This window comes from Microbispora sp. NPDC049125 (assembly GCF_040802045.1).
Taxonomy (GTDB): domain Bacteria; phylum Actinomycetota; class Actinomycetes; order Streptosporangiales; family Streptosporangiaceae; genus Microbispora.
On sequence record NZ_JBEZDW010000021.1, the window covers coordinates 85737 to 102354 of the forward strand.

General features: G+C 72.5%; 20 protein-coding genes. 11 read left to right on the forward strand and 9 right to left on the reverse strand.

What is annotated here, in order from left to right; all coding sequences use genetic code 11:
• The first annotated feature begins 2 nt into the window (after positions 1–2).
• From hrcA to AB0B72_RS23750, 3 genes are read left to right on the forward strand one after another with little or no spacing between them, the layout of a single operon-like run.
• Positions 3–1016, forward strand: a complete 1014-nt coding sequence (gene hrcA / locus AB0B72_RS23740; RefSeq protein ID WP_367741102.1) for a heat-inducible transcriptional repressor HrcA — start codon at positions 3–5, stop codon at positions 1014–1016.
• On the forward strand, positions 1017–2153 hold the full coding sequence (dnaJ, locus tag AB0B72_RS23745) for a molecular chaperone DnaJ (RefSeq protein WP_367741103.1): 1137 nt from the start codon (positions 1017–1019) through the stop codon (positions 2151–2153).
• A 12-nt stretch (positions 2154–2165) separates the two neighbouring features.
• Positions 2166–2918, forward strand: coding sequence for a 16S rRNA (uracil(1498)-N(3))-methyltransferase (locus tag AB0B72_RS23750; RefSeq protein WP_367741104.1), 753 nt, complete (start codon positions 2166–2168; stop codon positions 2916–2918).
• A 54-nt stretch (positions 2919–2972) separates the two neighbouring features.
• Here AB0B72_RS23750 and AB0B72_RS23755 read toward each other — a convergent pair whose 3' ends face one another.
• Together AB0B72_RS23755 and AB0B72_RS23760 are read right to left on the reverse strand one after the other, a co-directional pair.
• On the reverse strand, positions 2973–3641 hold the full coding sequence (locus AB0B72_RS23755) for a hypothetical protein (RefSeq protein ID WP_367741105.1): 669 nt from the start codon (positions 3639–3641) through the stop codon (positions 2973–2975).
• The gene (locus tag AB0B72_RS23760; protein WP_169945498.1) at positions 3638–4117 is read right to left on the reverse strand and encodes a SigE family RNA polymerase sigma factor; all 480 of its coding nucleotides are present in this window, start codon (positions 4115–4117) and stop codon (positions 3638–3640) included. Before AB0B72_RS23760 ends, AB0B72_RS23755 begins: the two co-directional genes overlap by 4 nt.
• A 247-nt stretch (positions 4118–4364) precedes the next feature.
• Here AB0B72_RS23760 and AB0B72_RS23765 point away from each other — a divergent pair, with 247 nt between their 5' ends.
• From AB0B72_RS23765 to era, 7 genes are all read left to right on the forward strand, one after another.
• Positions 4365–4709 carry a histidine triad nucleotide-binding protein gene (locus AB0B72_RS23765; RefSeq protein ID WP_367741106.1) on the forward strand — a complete coding sequence of 115 codons (345 nt, stop codon included), beginning with the start codon at positions 4365–4367 and terminating at the stop codon, positions 4707–4709.
• 54 nt (positions 4710–4763) lie between these two features.
• The gene (locus AB0B72_RS23770; RefSeq protein WP_367741107.1) at positions 4764–5783 is read left to right on the forward strand and encodes a PhoH family protein; all 1020 of its coding nucleotides are present in this window, start codon (positions 4764–4766) and stop codon (positions 5781–5783) included.
• A gap of 28 nt (positions 5784–5811) precedes the next feature.
• Positions 5812–6285: an rRNA maturation RNase YbeY gene (ybeY, locus tag AB0B72_RS23775; RefSeq protein WP_367741108.1), complete on the forward strand. Its 474-nt coding sequence runs from the start codon at positions 5812–5814 to the stop codon at positions 6283–6285.
• A complete protein-coding gene (locus AB0B72_RS23780) occupies positions 6282–7580 on the forward strand; it encodes a hemolysin family protein (protein WP_367741109.1) in 1299 nt (432 codons plus the stop codon). Before ybeY ends, AB0B72_RS23780 begins: the two co-directional genes overlap by 4 nt.
• Positions 7581–7962: 382 nt before the next feature.
• Positions 7963–8610, forward strand: coding sequence for a hypothetical protein (locus AB0B72_RS23785; protein WP_367741110.1), 648 nt, complete (start codon positions 7963–7965; stop codon positions 8608–8610).
• A complete protein-coding gene (locus AB0B72_RS23790; protein WP_367741111.1) occupies positions 8607–8942 on the forward strand; it encodes a cytidine deaminase in 336 nt (111 codons plus the stop codon). Before AB0B72_RS23785 ends, AB0B72_RS23790 begins: the two co-directional genes overlap by 4 nt.
• A gap of 1 nt (position 8943) precedes the next feature.
• Positions 8944–9870 carry a GTPase Era gene (gene era / locus AB0B72_RS23795; protein WP_367741112.1) on the forward strand — a complete coding sequence of 309 codons (927 nt, stop codon included), beginning with the start codon at positions 8944–8946 and terminating at the stop codon, positions 9868–9870.
• 53 nt (positions 9871–9923) lie between these two features.
• Here era and AB0B72_RS23800 read toward each other — a convergent pair whose 3' ends face one another.
• Both AB0B72_RS23800 and AB0B72_RS23805 read right to left on the reverse strand, forming a co-directional pair.
• On the reverse strand, positions 9924–10406 hold the full coding sequence (locus AB0B72_RS23800; protein WP_367741113.1) for a hypothetical protein: 483 nt from the start codon (positions 10404–10406) through the stop codon (positions 9924–9926).
• Positions 10407–10498: 92 nt separating this feature from the next.
• A complete protein-coding gene (locus tag AB0B72_RS23805; protein WP_367741114.1) occupies positions 10499–11062 on the reverse strand; it encodes a TetR/AcrR family transcriptional regulator in 564 nt (187 codons plus the stop codon).
• A gap of 92 nt (positions 11063–11154) precedes the next feature.
• Here AB0B72_RS23805 and AB0B72_RS23810 point away from each other — a divergent pair, with 92 nt between their 5' ends.
• Positions 11155–11562: an ester cyclase gene (locus tag AB0B72_RS23810; protein WP_367741115.1), complete on the forward strand. Its 408-nt coding sequence runs from the start codon at positions 11155–11157 to the stop codon at positions 11560–11562.
• A 66-nt stretch (positions 11563–11628) separates the two neighbouring features.
• Here AB0B72_RS23810 and AB0B72_RS23815 read toward each other — a convergent pair whose 3' ends face one another.
• The 5 genes from AB0B72_RS23815 to AB0B72_RS23835 all read right to left on the reverse strand — a co-directional run bounded on the left by AB0B72_RS23815 (position 11629) and on the right by AB0B72_RS23835 (position 16567).
• On the reverse strand, positions 11629–12519 hold the full coding sequence (locus AB0B72_RS23815) for an urease accessory protein UreD (RefSeq protein ID WP_367741116.1): 891 nt from the start codon (positions 12517–12519) through the stop codon (positions 11629–11631).
• Positions 12520–12526: 7 nt separating this feature from the next.
• Positions 12527–13288 (reverse strand): urease accessory protein UreG, encoded by a 762-nt coding sequence (gene ureG, locus AB0B72_RS23820; protein ID WP_367741117.1) that lies wholly within the window; start codon positions 13286–13288, stop codon positions 12527–12529.
• A gap of 49 nt (positions 13289–13337) precedes the next feature.
• Positions 13338–14411: an urease accessory protein UreF gene (locus AB0B72_RS23825; RefSeq protein WP_367741118.1), complete on the reverse strand. Its 1074-nt coding sequence runs from the start codon at positions 14409–14411 to the stop codon at positions 13338–13340.
• An 88-nt stretch (positions 14412–14499) separates the two neighbouring features.
• Positions 14500–16218, reverse strand: a complete 1719-nt coding sequence (locus AB0B72_RS23830) for an urease subunit alpha (protein ID WP_367741119.1) — start codon at positions 16216–16218, stop codon at positions 14500–14502.
• A complete protein-coding gene (locus tag AB0B72_RS23835; protein WP_367741120.1) occupies positions 16211–16567 on the reverse strand; it encodes an urease subunit beta in 357 nt (118 codons plus the stop codon). Before AB0B72_RS23835 ends, AB0B72_RS23830 begins: the two co-directional genes overlap by 8 nt.
• Positions 16568–16618: the final 51 nt, after the last annotated feature.

Below are 16618 nucleotides of genomic sequence, written 5' to 3' on the forward strand. Positions count from 1 at the left end.
CTTTGCTCGACGACCGCAAGCTGGCGGTGCTCCGTGCCATCGTCGAGGACTACGTGTCCACCAACGAGCCGGTCGGGTCGAAGGCCCTCGTGGACCGGCACAACCTCGGCGTCTCCCCGGCGACCATCCGCAACGACATGGCGGCGCTGGAGGAGCAGGGATACATCGCGCAACCCCACACGAGCGCCGGCCGGGTCCCGACCGACAAGGGATACCGCCTGTTCGTCGACCGCCTGTCGCAGATCAAGCCGCTGTCCGGCGCCGAGCGCAGGGCGATCGAGACGTTCCTCGCCGGGGCCGTCGACCTCGACGAGATCGTCATGCGGACGGTGCGGCTGCTGGCGCAGCTCACGCGGCAGGTCGCCGTCGTGCAGTACCCCTCACTCACCCGCTCGTCGGTCCGGCACGTCGAGATCGTGCCGCTGTCCGAGCGGCGGGTCATGCTCGTCCTGATCCTCAACACGGGCCGGGTGGAGCAGCGGGTCGTGGACCTCCCCGAGGAGGTCGCCGACGAGCGCATCGCCAATCTGCGCGCGGTGCTCAACGGCTGCCTGGACGGCTGCGGGCTGTCCCGGGTGCCGGAGACCGTCGCCGACGTGCCCGAGCGGCTCCCCGCCGAGGACAGGCAGGTCGCGGCGACCATACTTTCCGTGCTGCTCGAGACGCTGGTCGAGCGGCACGAGGAGAAACTCGTCTTCGGCGGCACGGCCAACCTGGCGGCGGCCGACTTCAGCGTGGGCCTGCGCGACGTGCTGGAGGCGCTGGAGGAGCAGGTCGTGCTCATCCGCCTGCTGGGCGAGACGCACGGCATGTCCGAGCTGACCGTCAGGATCGGCTCGGAGAACCCGTACAGCGGCCTGCGCGGCACCTCTATCGTCGCCGCGGGGTACGGTTCGGGCGACAAGGAACTGGCCCGGCTCGGAGTGCTGGGCCCGACACGAATGGACTATCCGGTGACGATGGGTGCGGTTCGCGCCGTGGCGCGCTACGTCGGCCAGATCCTGGCGGGGTCATAAGTGTCCAAGGACTACTACGCGACCCTCGGGGTCCGCCGTGACGCCAGCCCGGAAGAGATCAAGAAGGCGTATCGCCGACTCGCACGCGAGCTCCACCCGGACGTCAACCCCGATCCGGAGACCCAGGAGCGGTTCAAGGAGATCACCCAGGCGTACGAGGTGCTCTCCGACGCGGGCAAGCGCCGGATGTACGACATGGGGGCCGACCCCTTCGGCGGCTCGGGCGCGGGCGCCGGAGCCGGCGGTTTCGGGGCGGGCTTCCCGTTCAGCGACATCATGGACGCCTTCTTCGGCTCGTCCGGCGGCGGCCGCGGGCCGCGGTCCCGCGCCCGGCGCGGCCGCAACGCGACCATCCGGGTGGAGCTCGACCTGGCGGAGGCCGGGTTCGGCACGACCCGTGAGATCGTCGTCGACACGGCCGTCGTCTGCGACGTCTGCCAGGGCTCGGGCGCCGCGGCCGGCACCCACCCCGACACCTGTGACATGTGCCACGGCCGCGGCGAGGTCTCCCAGGTGACCCGCTCGTTCCTGGGGCAGGTCATGACCTCCCGCCCGTGCCCCCAGTGCGGCGGCTTCGGCAGCGTGATCCGCCACCCCTGCCTGGAGTGCTCCGGCGAGGGGCGGGTCAGGACCCGGCGCACGATCAAGGTCAGGATCCCCGCGGGCGTCGAGGACGGCACGCACATCCAGCTCGCGGGCGAGGGCGAGGTCGGCCCAGGCGGCGGCCCTCCCGGCGACCTGTTCCTGGAGATCGTCGAGCGGCCCCACCAGACGTTCGAACGGCGCGGCGACGACCTGCACTGCACCGTGACGATCCCGATGACCGCGGCGGCGCTCGGCACCTCGCTGTCCATCGAGACGCTCGACGGCGCCGAGGAGGTCGACCTGCGCCCCGGCACCCAGGCCGGCCAGATCATCCCCCTGTACGGCAGGGGCGTCCAGCGGCTCAACGAGACCGGCCGGGGCGACCTGCTGATCCACGTGACCGTCGAGACCCCCACAAAGCTGGACCCGCAGCAGGAGGAGCTGCTCAAGGAGCTGTCGAAGCTGCGGGGGGAGGAGCGGGCGCCCGGCAAGTTCACCCCCGGGCAGCAGGGCTTCTTCTCGCGGCTCCGGGACGCCTTCAACGGCCGCTGACGCGCCCGTCACATGAGCGTTCCCCTGTTCCTCTCGGACGCCGCCCGCCCGGGCGAGGGCGAGCCCGCGGGCCGGATCGTCCTCGACGGCCCGGAGGGCCGTCACGCGGCCGCCGTGCGACGGCTGCGCCCCGGTGAGCGTGTCGACCTCACCGACGGCGCCGGCCGGGTGGCGGAGTGCGTAGTGGCGGCGGCGGGCAAGGAGTCGCTGACCCTGGACGTGCTGCGCAGGTTCGAGGCGCCGGCGCCCCGCCCCCGCCTGGTCGTGGTGCAGGGCCTGCCCAAGGGCGACCGGGGCGAGCTCGCGGTCGAGATGATGACCGAGGCCGGCGTCGACGTGATCGTGCCCTGGGCCGCCACGCGATGCGTCACGCAGTGGAAGGGCGACCGGGCCGCCAAGGGGCTGGCCCGCTGGCGGGGCACGGCCCGTGAGGCGGCCAAGCAGGCCCGCCGCTTCCATCTGCCGGAGGTGGCCGAGCAGGTCACCACGGCCCAGGCCGCCGAGCTGATCCGGGGGGCGGCGCTGGCGGTCGTGCTGCACGAGGAGGCCGCCGAGCCGCTGAGCCGCCTCCCGCTGCCGTCCGCCGAGGATCGCGGCGACATCGTCGTCGTGGTCGGCCCCGAGGGCGGCGTGGCCGAGGAGGAGATCGCCGGCTTCCGGGCCGCGGGAGCCGTACCGGCCCTGCTCGGGCCCACCGTGCTGCGCACGTCGACCGCGGGGGTCGCGGCGGCGGCGGTCCTGCTGTCCCGCTGCGGCCGCTGGTGATCTGAGGTCGCGCCGCCCGCCAAGGGGCGTACGCCGTCGCTGTGACGCCGGGCTCTAGGACGCCGGGGTCTCCTCGGCCGCCTGGGAGGTCGGAGTCTCCGTGGGCGTGTCCGCGGGAGTGGGCGTCGGGCTGGGCGTCAGCGAGACGGTCGGGCCCGCCGTCGGCGTCGACGGCGTGGTGGGCCTCGGCGTCGTCGGCTGGGAGGTCTCCCTCGGGGAGCACGTCGGCGAGACGGTCGCGTCCGGCTCGACCACTCCGGCGGTGGGCGAGGGGCAGGGATGGGGTCTCGCCGGGTTGGGCTTGGCGGTCGGGCCCGTCTTGTGCGACGGCAGCGGCGACGCGTGGGCGCGAGGGCTCGCCGAGGCGATCGGCGGCACCACCCCCGGCGGGGTCGCCATCGGCGGCCGGGTCACGGACGAGGTGCCTGTGTCGGGCGGCTGGTTCTCTCCTCCGTTCGCCGGGGCGATGCCCACGGTCTCGGCGACCTGGGTCCGCAGGTCGGGGATGACCATCACGACCGTGCCCGCCACGAGCACGGCTCCGGCCGCGGACGCCCCGATCCGCCACCAGGGCATCCCGCGCAGGCCGAACAGGCCGCGCCGGCTGTCGATCCGCGTGCGGATGATCTCCAGTCCTTCGGGAGACGGCACGACCGAGTCCGCCTCCGCGCGCATTGCACGGCGGAGCAACTCGCCGTACTCGTCGTCGGGCGGGAAGTTCATGAGAACTGCTCCAGTGCCATCCGTAGTGCGGCCATGCCGCGGGCCGTGTGACTCTTCACCGCGCCCTTGCTGATGCCCATCGCGTGCGCGATCTCGGCTTCCGACAGGTCACCGTAGTACCGCAGCACCAGCGCCTCGCGCTGCCGGGTGGGCAGACCGCGGAGCGCCTCGATGACGGCGGAGCGCTCGAGCTCGCCGATGGCCCCGTTCTCCGCGCTCGGCGCGTCGGGGAGCCCCTTCGGGGCGTACTTCTCGACGACCGCGCGATGACGCAGCACGGAACGGGATCGGTTGACGACCGATTGGCGCAGGTAGGCGAGTGCCTTGTCGGTGTCCCTCAGCCTGCGCCACGCGCCGTGAATGGCGACGAACGCGTCCTGAACGACCTCTTCCGCGCTGGCCACGTCGCGCACCAGCAACACGGCGAGACGCACCAGTGACCGATAGTGGGCGCTGTAAAGCGCCGTCACGGCCATGTCGGCGTCCCACCCGACGGGCACCGCCCCCAGCGACCTGTCGGCCACGAGGGTCTCGGTGGTCACGTCTATAGGACGCTCGTCATTCCCGGAGGGTTTACGCTCTTCCGAATCATTAGGGGGCATGACCCAGTGGTGTCCTCGCCCGACACTAGGGGTGTTTTTTTCTGGTGCAGTGTCGCACACCCACATTAGCCCGGGGGATCTTTACCGTCATCATCAAGCGGCGCAGGCTAGTCTTTCGCTCGTGAGCGACTGCCTGTTCTGCAAGATCGTGGCCAAGGAGGTCCCGGCGGACGTCGTCATGGACACCGCCAGGACGCTCGCCTTCCGGGACGTCAACCCGCAGGCCCCGACCCACGTTCTGGTCATCCCCAAAGCCCATCACGAGAACGCCGCGGCGCTCGCCGCCGTCGACGACGGCCTGGCGGACGACCTCCTCACCACCTGCCACGCGGTGGCCGTGCAGGAGGGCGTGGCCGGCTCGGGCTACCGGGTGGTGCTCAACACCGGGCCGGGCGCGGGGCAGACCGTCTTCCACGTTCACGCCCACGTGATCGGGGGCCGGAGCCTCGCATGGCCCCCCGGGTGAGCGGCTAGCATGAGAGGGAACTCAAGGGAGGCGATCGGGCCCCTAGGGCCGCCCATGTCCGAGTCACACAACACCCACAAGACCCAGGCGAAGGTAGTCATCCCCGAGGGGCGGGCGATGGTCAGCCTGCTCGGCTCGCGGGACGAGCTCCTGCGGGTCATCGAGAACGCCTTCAGCGCCGACATCCACGTGCGCGGCAACGAGATCACCATCACCGGCAGCCCGGAGGAGAGCGGAGTCGTCGTCCGCCTCTTCGAGGAGCTGGTGGAGCTGGTCGGCTCGGGCGCCGAGCTCACCCCCGACGCGGTCGAGCGCAGCATCGCGATGCTGCGGATGACCACCGACCGTCCCGCGGAGATCCTGTCGCTGGACATCCTGTCCGCGCGCGGCCGGACCATCCGCCCCAAGACGGTCAACCAGAAGCGGTACGTCGACGCCATCGACAGGCACACCGTCGTCTTCGGCATCGGCCCCGCCGGCACCGGCAAGACGTACCTGGCGATGGCCAAGGCCGTCAAGGCCCTGCAGAACAAGCGGGTCAACCGGATCATCTTGACCCGGCCGGCCGTCGAGGCGGGCGAGCGGCTCGGGTTCCTGCCCGGCACGCTCTACGAGAAGATCGACCCCTACCTGCGGCCGCTGTACGACGCGCTGCACGACATGCTCGACCCCGACTCGATCCCGCGGCTGATGGCCGCCGGCACGATCGAGGTCGCGCCGCTGGCGTACATGCGTGGCCGCACGCTGAACGACGCCTTCATCATCCTGGACGAGGCGCAGAACACCTCGCCCGAGCAGATGAAGATGTTCCTCACCCGGCTCGGCTTCAACTCGAAGATCGTCGTCACCGGTGACGTCACCCAGATCGACCTGCCCGGCGCTCAGGAGAGCGGCCTGAAGGTCGTCCAGCACATCCTCGACGGCATCGACGACATCCATTTCAGCCATCTGACCAGCGCCGACGTCGTACGGCACAAGCTCGTGAGCGACATCGTCGACGCGTACGGGCGCTACGACGCCGCGATGGCGTCGGAGCCGCGCGCGATCGCCAAGCGCCAGCGGGGCCGGCGATGACACCGAGCACGGCCGGGGAGGAGACCCCGTGAGCATCGAGGTGGCCAACGAGTCGGGCGTCGAGGTCGACGAGTCCGCCTTGGTCGAGCTGGCCGGCCACGTCCTCGGCCGGATGGGCATCAACCCGCTCGCCGAGCTGTCGATCCTGGTGATCGACGAGGCCGCCATGTCGGAGCTGCACGAGCAGTGGATGGGGGAGCCGGGCCCGACCGACGTCCTGGCCTTCCCTATGGACGAGCTGCGGCCCAACACCGGCGGCCGGGACGAGGACCCGTCTCCCGACCCGGCGCTCCTCGGCGACGTCGTGCTCTGCCCCCAGGTGGCCGCCAAGCAGGCCGCGGAGGCCGGGCACGCCGCGCAGGCCGAGCTGGAGCTGCTGTGCACCCACGGCATCCTCCACCTGCTGGGCTACGACCACGCCGAGCCCGAGGAGCACGCGGAGATGTTCGGCCTGCAGGACGAGCTGCTCGAAGCCTGGCGGGAGGTGCGGCGGAAGCCGTGAACAACGGCTGGCTGACCTCTGCCGTCGTCCTGATCGTGATCGGCGGCCTGCTGGCGAGCGCCGAGACGGCGCTGACCCGCATCTCCCGGGTGCGGGCCGAGGAGTTCGTGAAGGAGGGGCGGCGGGGCGCCCCGCGCCTGCAGGAGATCGTCGCCGACCCTCCGCGCTACCTCAACCTGCTGCTCCTGCTCCGGTTGAGCTGCGAGCTGATCGCCACGGTCATCGCCACTCTGCTGTTCATCGACTGGCTGGGCGACCAGGGGTCGGCGTACGCCGTGGCGGCGCTGGTCATGATCATCGTTAGCTACGTCATCGTCGGCGTCTCGCCGCGCACCCTCGGCCGCCAGCACGCCGAGCCGGTCGCGCTGGCGAGCGCGCCCGTCGTGTACGGCCTGACGCGGATCTTCGGCCCGCTGCCGAAGCTGCTGATCCTGCTGGGCAACGCGCTCACCCCCGGCCGCGGCTTCCGGGAGGGGCCGTTCACCTCCGAGGCGGAGCTGCGCGACCTGGTCGACCTCGCCGAGCAGCGCCGGGTGATCGAGCCGGACGAGCGGGAGATGATCCACTCGGTCTTCGAGCTGGGTGACACGCTCGTGCGCGAGGTGATGGTGCCGCGCACCGACATGGTCTTCATAGAGCGTACGAAGAACCTCAGCCAATCCCTTTCGCTGGCCCTGCGCAGCGGCTTCTCCCGCGTCCCCGTGGTGGGGGAGAACGAGGACGACGTCGTCGGCATCGCCTACCTCAAGGACATCGTCCGCCGGATGCAGGACACGGGCGACGCGACCACGCGGATCGACGAGCTCATGCGCCCGGCGACGTACGTGCCGGAGAGCAAGCCCATCGACGAGCTGCTGCGCGAGATGCAGGCGCGGCAGATCCACCTGGCCATCGTCATCGACGAGTACGGCGGCACGGCCGGCCTGGTGACGATCGAGGACGTGATCGAGGAGATCGTCGGGGAGATCGCCGACGAGTACGACCAGGAGGCGCCGCGGGTCGAGTGGCTCGACGACGGCTCGGTCCGGGTGACCGCGCGGCTGCCGGTCGACGAGCTCGCGGAGCTGTTCGACACCGAGATCGAGGTCGACGACGTCGACACCGTGGGAGGGCTGCTGGCCCACTCCCTCGGCCGGGTGCCCATCGCCGGATCGCAGGCCTCCGTCGGCGGGCTGCGCCTCACCGCCGAGAACCTGGCGGGCCGGCGCAACCGGATCAGCACGGTCGTCGTGCGCCGCCTGGAGCAGTCCGACGAGGACGGCGAGGTCGTCGGGGCGGCCACCGAACACGAGTGAGCCCGCCGGGCCACGGCGCGGGCCGGAGGTGCAACCGGTCTTCAAGCGTTCTGCAAGCCGGCTCCGCCACTGTTGCACCAGGCGCCCAGGAGGGGTTCGGGGCGTCTGTAGGGGGAGTCCCGGGGCGCCGGGAGGGGTTCACGGCGCACCGGTGACTCTTTGGGGGATATGTAGTCGATGCGGGGCTCCCATCCGGCGGGATGGGAGCCCCGCGTTGATGTGCCGGCACCGTTTCGGCGTGTCGATTACTTTCGGTGATTGCCCGTATTCGATAAGGGGAAGGTAGAGCTTCGGCGGGGTACGCCCGCCGGGCCTCCTCCGGCCCGGACGACGGGCCGCCCCCCGCCATCTCGCGAACATGCCCCCGGCGCGGGAGACGGAGATGCGGATCATCCAAACGGCCGTCGTGTGCGGTCTTGTCATGGCGACGGGCGCGTGCGGCACCGGGCGGGTGACCTACGCCTCGGCGCGGGCGCCCACCCAGATCACCGAGCTGCGCACGTTGTTCATCGGCGTGGCCGACCTGCCGCCGGGCCTGTCCATCCGCCCCAGGGCCGCGTGGCGGCCGCCCTTCCGGGCCCGCGCCGCGTCCTGCCGCACGGTGTTCGCCGCCGTCGCCGGCCGTCCTCCCCGGGCCGGTCTCAGCGGCGTCACGGCGGCGACGTACGAGGGCGTCCACGTCGGGGAGCTCGCCGCGATCGGGGTGGCGGTCTACGAGGGGGGCGACGCCGTCGTCCACCTCGAAGAGCTGCGCGAGGCGATGGCTCGGTGCGAGACGGCCGACGGCGGCGGTCTGGGGGCCGACCGGCTCACGTCCTCCGCCCTGCCGGTCTCGGCCGGCGACGAGTGGGCCGCCCGCCGGCTGACCGGTCGCGTGGGGGGCTACCCGTACGAGATGCACGTGGTGGTGGCGCGCGCCGGGCAGGTGCTCGTCGCGGTCGCGCACGCCGGTCTCGCCCCTCCGGACCAGGCCGGCACGGAGGAGCTGGCCAGGCTGTTCGCCCGCAGGGTCGGTACTCTTGACGCGTGACAGACGAGCTGGACCCCGAGGACTCTAAGATCATCACGCTGGCCCGGTCGGCCCGCGCCCGCAACGGCTCGCCCGAAGGCGCGGCCGTACGGGACGAGACCGGCCGGACGTACGCCGCGACCGGGGTGGAGCTGCCCTCGCTCACGCTGTCGGCGATCCAGGTGGCGGTCGCGATGGCGGTGTCCAGCGGAGCCACGGCACTGGAGGCCGCCGCGCTCGTCAGCGAGGCCGACGACCCCGCCGACACGGACCTGGCCGTCGTCCAGGACCTGGGCAACGCCACGCTTTTCCTGGCCGGGCCGGACGGCGCGCTGAAGGGCCGGTACATCTGACGTGAACGCCGACTCCCTCGCCGATTCCCCCGCTGGATTCCGTGCCGGTTTCGCCTGCTTCGTGGGCAGGCCCAACGTCGGCAAGTCCACGCTCATGAACGCCCTGGTCGGCACGAAGGTGGCCATCACCTCCTCCAAGCCGCAGACCACCCGCCGGGCCGTGCGCGGCATCGTCCACCGGCCCGACGCCCAGCTCGTCATCGTGGACACCCCGGGCTTCCACCGTCCCCGCACTCTGCTGGGCGAGCGGCTCGACAGCCTCGTGCTGTCGACGCTCACCGAGGTCGACGTGATCGGCTTCTGCGTGCCGGCCAGCGAGCCCGTCGGGAAGGGCGACCGGTTCATCGCCGAGAAGCTGGCGGCCGTCAAGAAGACCCCGGTCATCGCGGTCGTCACCAAGTGCGACCTGGCCACCAGGGAGCAGATCGCCGGGCAGCTCCTCGCCGTGTCCGCGCTGGCCGACTTCGCGGAGATCATCCCGGTGTCGGCGCGCAGCGGCGAGCAGCTCGGCGTGCTCGCGGAGCAGCTCACCGCCCGGCTTCCCGAGTCGCCGCCCCTGTACGCCGGGGGAGAGCTGACCGACGAGCCCGAGCAGGTCCTGGTCGGCGAGCTGATCCGGGAGGCGGCGCTTGAGGGCGTCCGCGACGAGCTGCCCCACTCGATCGCGGTCGTGGTCGAGGAGATGGCCCCTCGCGAGGGCCGGGAGGACCTGCTCGACGTCTACGCGTTCATGTACGTCGAACGGCCGTCGCAGAAGGCCATCGTGATCGGCCCCGGGGGAGCCCGGCTCAAGGACGTGGGCAGCCGGGCCCGCCAGCAGATCGAGGCCCTGCTCGGCACGCGGGTCTATCTCGATCTGCGGGTCAAGGTCGCCAAGGAGTGGCAGCGGGATCCCAAGCAGCTGCGCCGCCTGGGCTTCTACGACTGACCCGGCCCCGTCCCGGCCTGCCTCCCCCGGCCCCGACCCGGCCCCGGCCGGGCTCAGCGACGGCGGAGGAAGGCCGCCGTCGCGAGGACGGCCACCGCGACCGAGGACAGCAAGCCGGCGAACCAGCCGTACTGGATCGTGGGGTGGACGCTCAGCAGACCCGGGATGCGGAAGTCGAGGCGGTTCGCCAGGTCCTGCGGGTCGGTGAGGAACATCGCGAGCGCGAAGGCCGCCACCGCGCCGGGCAGGATCGCCAGGCCGGTGAACAGCCAGCTCCGCGTCGCGCCGAGCACGCCGAGCAACATGGCGGCGATGCCCGCGCCGAGGACGTACCACCCTGAGCCGGCGTCCACACCGCGCACCGCCCGGCTGATCTCGGCGTCCAGGACGCTGAACTGAGCTGTGACGCCGGCCCAGGGCAGCAGCGCGGTGACGGCCAGGGCCAGCCCGGTCACGACCACGCCGAGAGCCAGCAGGACGCTGGAGGTGCTCCGGCGCCGGGGTGAGCCGGAGAGCGGGGGGGTGAGTTCGGCCACGATCACCAGGCTACGGCCCCGGACGCCGGGAGTGTGCCCCCGCCGCACGGTGCTGGGTCTCCGTGGCCGGAGCACTGCCCCGCTCGGCGTGCTCAGGAAGCCTCCACGCCCGAACGGACCAGGCGGAGCAGCCGGTCGGCCTGGCCGCTCTCCCCGCACGCCAGCGCTATGCCGTTGACGACCGTGAGCAGGTCCATGACCTCCACCCCGGGACGTACGGCGCCTGCTCGGCGTGCACGGTCCAGCAGGGCGGTCGCGGTCGCGATCATGGCGCTGTGCCACCGCTCGACCAGCTCCGACTGCCGCCCGGACCCATCGTCGGTGACGGTGAGCGCCAGGTCGCGCTTGGCGGAGACGTGGGCGGCGAAGTCGCTCAGCCACGTGAACAGCGCCTCGCCAGGGGGATCCGAGCCCAGCAGGGCGGCGCCCCGGTCGCACAACGCGGTGACCTCGTCGGCGTAGACGGCGATCACCAGATCCGTCCGGGTGGGGAAATGGCGGTACATGGTGGCGTTCCCCACCCCGGCGCGCCGGGCCACCTCGTCCAGCGGCGCGTCGGGGCCCCGTTCGGCGAACACCCGGCGCGCGGCGGCGAGCAGCAGGTCGCGGTTGCGCCGGGCGTCGGCCCGCTGGGGCCGTCGCTCCTGCGAATCCATGCGTTCTCCTTGCCAACCGGGGAGCTTTCCGTTTAGCGTAGCGCGAGGCAGCAAGTGGGGACTTCCCCGTTTATGTGAATGCGGAGGCGCAGATGACGGCACAGGTGAGAACGGCGGGCGAGGTGCACCGGGCACTGCTCGACGCGTACGACGACGTCTTGGCCGGACGGCTCGACGACGCGCTCGCCATGATCGCCCCCGACGTGGTGGACCACCGGGGCGGCGCGTCGGGTGACCATCACGGGCGAGACGCGTGGCGGGCCAAATGGGAGTCGCTGGGGGAGAGCGGCTTCCACGACGTCGCGGTCACCGTCGAGCAGAACGTGACCGCGGGTGACGTCTCGGTCAACAGGTACACCAGCCGGGCCACCCACACCGCCTCGGGCCGCCGCTACGAGGTCACCAGCATGGACATGATCGTCGTACGCGACGGACAGGTGGTGGAGCACTGGGCGCTGCGCGACACCGACGCCATCCGCGCGCAGCTCGGGTCACTGTGACGTGACAGATCCGGATCGGCATGGGCGATATCGCTCGTGCCGGCCATGGCTCGATCGCGCGGCGGTTCACTGGCTGGCCGGCCGAATCGAGGTCGGGGGCTCGGCGAAGCCCAGGGCGGCCTCCTCGCCGCGCTCCAGGCGCCTTCTCAGCTCGACCGCGTCGCCTGCCAGGGCCGTCGCCAGGACCCCGGCTCCGGCGAGGGGCAGCGCCGCCCAGCCTTCGCCCGTCCTGGCCCGCCGTTCACGCTTGCCGTCAGGCACGGCGAGGGCGTCCCACTGTGGACCGGCGACCAGAGTGGATCCGAGGCAGCGGGCTTCGCCGTACACCGCCGGGCTGCCGTCGAGGGCCGGGTCGCCGACGACGAGGTCCTGACGCAGGAGCGGCCGCCCGGCCACGGACGCGTCGAACCGGGTGTGGCAGCGCCCGGGGCGCTCCCCGTGCCGCCCGAAGACGATCTCCTCACGCCAGAACGCGGTGGCGCCCTCGTCGAGCCAGAGCCGTACGACCACGCGGTGGGAGCATCCGGCGGCGAGCACGGTCGGCTCGGGCGAGAAGCGGAGTGAGGCGCCCGCTCCCACCCGGGCGTGGACGAGCATCAGCGAGTGCCCGGGAGCGGAGCCGGGCAGGACCAGCGTGGCCCCGACCGAGCTGATCTCGAGCGAGGTGCCCGCGGCGACGTCGATGCCCAGCGCCAGGCGGTCGCCGCCGAGTGGACCGGCACCGGTGGAGACGAGGTGGATCCGTTCCGGGCCTGTCTGGCGCAGGGTCAGCGGCGGGTCCGACCGGAGGGTCTCCATCCGGGTGCCTCCCCGGTGGCCCGGCTCCGTCCTGATCAGGGCGCGCGCCACCACAGACGCCCGGCCGCCGGGAACGCCGGTGGCGGGCCCGGCGCCGGGCCGGGACGCGCGCGTCCCGTCTCCGGCCGGGCCCGTGCCGCCGGGAGGCAGTGCTGTCACGGTCGCGTCACGGTGTCGCCGTCGGAGCGGCGTGCTCGTGGCCGTGATCCTGCCCGCCCTCGTCACGACCGTACGAGCGGGCCGGGGGGGTGTGGGGGTGACCGGGACGGCCGTGCTGGTATTGCCAGGAGCTCACGATGTTCATGACCCATTCGGCGACCGAGTGCGCGTCCCTGTCCTCCCGGATGGACGTGAACAACACGGGCCTGCCCTCCCGCACGGCTGCGGCGTCCCTGGACATGACGGTCAGGTCGGCGCCGACCATCGGGGCGAGGTCGGTCTTGTTGACGACGAGGAGGTCGGCCGTGGTCACGCCGGGGCCGCCCTTGCGGGGCACCTTGTCGCCGCCGGAGACGTCGAGCACGAAGATCTGCCGGTCCGCCAGGCCCCTGCTGAAGGTGGCGGTCAGGTTGTCGCCCCCGCTTTCGACGATCACCATGTCGAGGGGTCCGAAGCGCTCCTCCAGAGTCTCGACCGCGTCGAGGTTGGCGGCGATGTCGTCGCGGATCGCGGTGTGCGGGCAGCAGCCGGTCTGCACGGCGAGGATGCGCTCCGGGTCGATGACACCGGTACGCCGCAGGAAGTCGGCGTCCTCGGTGGTGTAGATGTCGTTGGTCACGACCCCGAGGCGCATCGAGGGGCCGAGGCTGCGGCACAGTGCCGCTACGAGGGCGGTCTTGCCGCTGCCGACCGGGCCGCCGATGCCGAGGCGAAGGGCACGACCTTCCGGCTCGGCCGCGTCGTGGAGGTCGTCGTGGTGAGCGCCCATGGTGGGAACCTGTCCTTCTGCTCGGGAGCCTGGGCTCGGGGTCGCGACGTCAGGAGACGAAGAGCTTCATCGTGTTGTTGTGGTGGCCTTCCGCCAGCAGGTCGAGAGCGGGCGCCGCGTGACCGGGAAGCGCGGGCCACGCCCTTCCCCGCCACGGCGGGGAGCCGTCGTCGGGACCGTCCGGCGGCACGCCGTCGGTCTCGCCCGCGCCCACCGGCTCGCGTCCCGCGAGGCCCACAGCCTGCGGCTCCCCAAGTGGGCCCGTCGCGAGGGAACCGGTGGCAGGCGGGTCGCCGGCCAGTGGATCGCCGGCCAGTGGATCGTCAGTCAGCGGGTCGACGGCCAGTGGGTCGACGGCGGCGGGGTCCAGGTCCATGACGACGGCGTCGATGAGGGACGCGCACGCCGCGTGGGCCGCGTCGTTGAGCGCCGGGGCCAGGTCGGCCAGCAGACGGTGCACGGTGACGGGGTCGAGCCCCAGGAGTCGCACGGCGGCCGTGGCGGGGCCGGTCACCGAGTTGTAAGCGGCGGCCAGCGCCGCCTGGTAGGGGTCGCAGCCCGCCGACGCGGCGGCCGCTCCGAGCGCGACGGAATGGTGCGGGCCCTCGGGCACGGCACGGCCGAGCGTGTCGAGGATGGGCGAGGGCCACATCCTGCGGGCCGTGCGGAGGAGGAGGCGGCCCTGCGTACGGCTCGCCTCCCGCTGGGCGGGCGAGGCGGTGCGGGCGTCCGTCTCCGCGTCGAGACGGCGCCAGAGCCCGATCTGCTCGTCGTCCCCCTCGGCGCTCTCGGCGGGTGGCGAGTGCGCGCCGCCGGAGCCGTCGGCGGAGGGGTGGTGGCGGTGCCGAGGCCGGCCGGCGGTCGTGGTGCCGAGCTCGCAGGCCGCCGCGGCGAGTGCGGCGGTCACCAGCCCGGCCGTGGCGAGCCGGCCCCTGAGGAACCGCGCCAGATCCTCCGGCCCGGTGATCGTGCCGAGCCGCACCGCCTCCTCGGCTCCACCCGAATGGGCGTGACCGCCGGCGGGGAGCCGGGAGTCGGCGAGCAGGAGCAGCGCCGCGTCCCCCTGCGACCTGCCCTGAGGCGGGTCGTGTGCCGGGCCGTGGCCGTTCGCCGGTCCGTGCATCTGGCTCTCCTCCCGCATGCCGTCCGTCGTCTCCCTCCGCCACTCGGAACCGCTCGCCAACCTGCTCGCCACCTGCTCACGAACCAACTCAGAAGAGGAAGTACCGCTGCGCCATCGGCAGCTCCTCGGCGGGCGCGGGCTCGATCAGCTCGCCGTCCACGCGGACCGCGAAGGTGTCGGAGTCCACCCGGATGTCGGGCAGCGCGTCGTTCAGCGGCATCGCGTCCTTGCGCCGGCCGCGCACGTCCGCCACAGGGGCGAGCCTGCGGCGCACCGCGAGCCGGTCCGCCAGGCCGTCCTCGATCGCCAGCGGGGCCACGAAGTGCAGCGACGTGGCGGCCGCGGTCACCGGCGCCGCGCCGAACATCGGGCGGGGGAGCACCGGCTGCGGCGTCGGGATCGAGGCGTTGGCGTCGCCCATCTGCGCGTACGCGATCACGCCTCCCTTGATGACGAGGTCGGGCTTGACCCCGAAGAAGGCCGGGCTCCACAGCACGAGGTCGGCCAGCTTGCCGATCTCGACCGAGCCGATCTCCCCGTCGAGGCCGTGGGCGACGGCCGGGTTGATCGTGTACTTGGCGACATAGCGGCGTGCCCGGAGGTTGTCGGCGGGGTCCGTCCCGGGCAGGGCGCCCCTGCGGCGCTTCATCACGTGCGCCGTCTGCCAGGTGCGGATGATCGTCTCGCCCACCCGGCCCATCGCCTGCGAGTCAGAGCCGATCATGGAGATGGCGCCGATGTCGTGCAGGACGTCCTCGGCCGCCATCGTCGTCGGCCGGATCCTCGACTCGGCGAACGCCAGGTCCTCCGGGATGGACGGGTTGAGGTGGTGGCACACCATGAGCATGTCCAGGTGCTCGTGGTGGGTGTTCACCGTGTGCGGCCGGGTCGGGTTGGTTGACGACGGCAGGACGTTGGCGTGCGAGGCGACCGTGATGATGTCCGGCGCGTGGCCGCCTCCGGCGCCCTCGGTGTGGTACGCGTGGATGCCGCGCCCGGCGATGGCGGCGAGGGTCGACTCGACGAACCCGGCCTCGTTCAGCGTGTCGGTGTGGATGGCCACCTGGACGCCGGTGGCGTCGCAGACCGTCAGGCAGGCGTCGATCGCGGCAGGGGTGGTGCCCCAGTCCTCGTGCAGCTTGAAGCCGGACGCCCCGGCGCGGAGCTGCTCCAGCAGGCCCTCCTCGCTGACCGTGTTGCCCTTGCCGAGCAGCGCCACGTTGACCGGGTAGGCGTCCAGCGACTCCAGCATCCGGCCCAGGTACCACGCGCCGGTGACGGTGGTGGCCTTGGTGCCCTCGGCCGGGCCGGTGCCGCCGCCGACGATCGTGGTCACGCCCGCGGCGAGGGCCTCGTCGAGGATCTGCGGGCAGATCAGGTGGACGTGCGAGTCGACCGCGCCCGCCGTGACGATCTTCCCGTTGCCGGCGAGGATCTCGGTCGACGGCCCGATGACCAGGTCCGGGTGGACGCCGTCCATGGTGTCCGGGTTGCCCGCCTTGCCGATGGCGACGATCCGCCCGTCGCGCACGCCGATGTCGGCCTTGACGACGCCCCAGTGGTCGAGGATCACCGCACCGGTGATCACCAGGTCGGCGGCTCCCTCTGCGCGGGTGGCCCGTGCCTGGCCCATCGACTCGCGGATCACCTTGCCGCCGCCGAACACGGCCTCGTCGCCGGCCCCCGCGGGACCCATCGACAGGTCCTCGGTCACCTCGACGAACAGGTCGGTGTCGGCCAGCCGCACCCGGTCGCCGGTGGTCGGGCCGTACAGGGCCGCGTAGCGGGAGCGCTCGATGCTAGTCATCCGCCGCCCCGTCCTGAGCGCCGTCGAGCGGGCCCGCCCACTCGGGACGCAGGCCGGGCACGACCCGCCCCCCGGCGATCGGCACCAGCGTCACGTCGCGCTCGACGCCCGGTTCGAACCGGACGGCCGTCCCGGCGGGGATGTCGAGGCGGGTGCCCCATGCCGCCTCCCGGTCGAACTCCAGGCCGGGGTTGGCCGCGGCGAAATGGTAGTGCGACCCCACCTGCACCGGCCGGTCGGCCGTGTTCACCACCCGCACCGTGACCCGGGGCCTGCCCGGGTTCAGCGGGACGACCCCCTCGCCGTACACGATCTCGCCGGGCGCTCCCGCGGCGCTCGCGCTGCTCATCCCTGGCTCGTCCTTCCGCTCATGCGTCCGATCCTGCCGGTACGGGTGACC

Bases quoted from the DNA above. Each gene is read 5' to 3' on its own strand.
- AB0B72_RS23750 (WP_367741104.1), top strand. From the start codon at position 2,166: ATGAGCGTTCCCCTGTTCCTCTCGGACGCCGCCCGCCCGGGCGAGGGC.
- AB0B72_RS23755 (WP_367741105.1), bottom strand. From the start codon at position 3,641: ATGAACTTCCCGCCCGACGACGAGTACGGCGAGTTGCTCCGCCGTGCA.
- AB0B72_RS23760 (WP_169945498.1), bottom strand. From the start codon at position 4,117: ATGGCCGTGACGGCGCTTTACAGCGCCCACTATCGGTCACTGGTGCGT.
- AB0B72_RS23770 (WP_367741107.1), top strand. From the start codon at position 4,764: ATGTCCGAGTCACACAACACCCACAAGACCCAGGCGAAGGTAGTCATC.
- AB0B72_RS23785 (WP_367741110.1), top strand. From the start codon at position 7,963: ATGCGGATCATCCAAACGGCCGTCGTGTGCGGTCTTGTCATGGCGACG.
- AB0B72_RS23805 (WP_367741114.1), bottom strand. From the start codon at position 11,062: ATGGATTCGCAGGAGCGACGGCCCCAGCGGGCCGACGCCCGGCGCAAC.
- AB0B72_RS23810 (WP_367741115.1), top strand. From the start codon at position 11,155: ATGACGGCACAGGTGAGAACGGCGGGCGAGGTGCACCGGGCACTGCTC.
- ureG (WP_367741117.1), bottom strand. From the start codon at position 13,288: ATGGGCGCTCACCACGACGACCTCCACGACGCGGCCGAGCCGGAAGGT.
- AB0B72_RS23825 (WP_367741118.1), bottom strand. From the start codon at position 14,411: ATGCACGGACCGGCGAACGGCCACGGCCCGGCACACGACCCGCCTCAG.
- AB0B72_RS23830 (WP_367741119.1), bottom strand. From the start codon at position 16,218: ATGACTAGCATCGAGCGCTCCCGCTACGCGGCCCTGTACGGCCCGACC.
- AB0B72_RS23835 (WP_367741120.1), bottom strand. From the start codon at position 16,567: ATGAGCAGCGCGAGCGCCGCGGGAGCGCCCGGCGAGATCGTGTACGGC.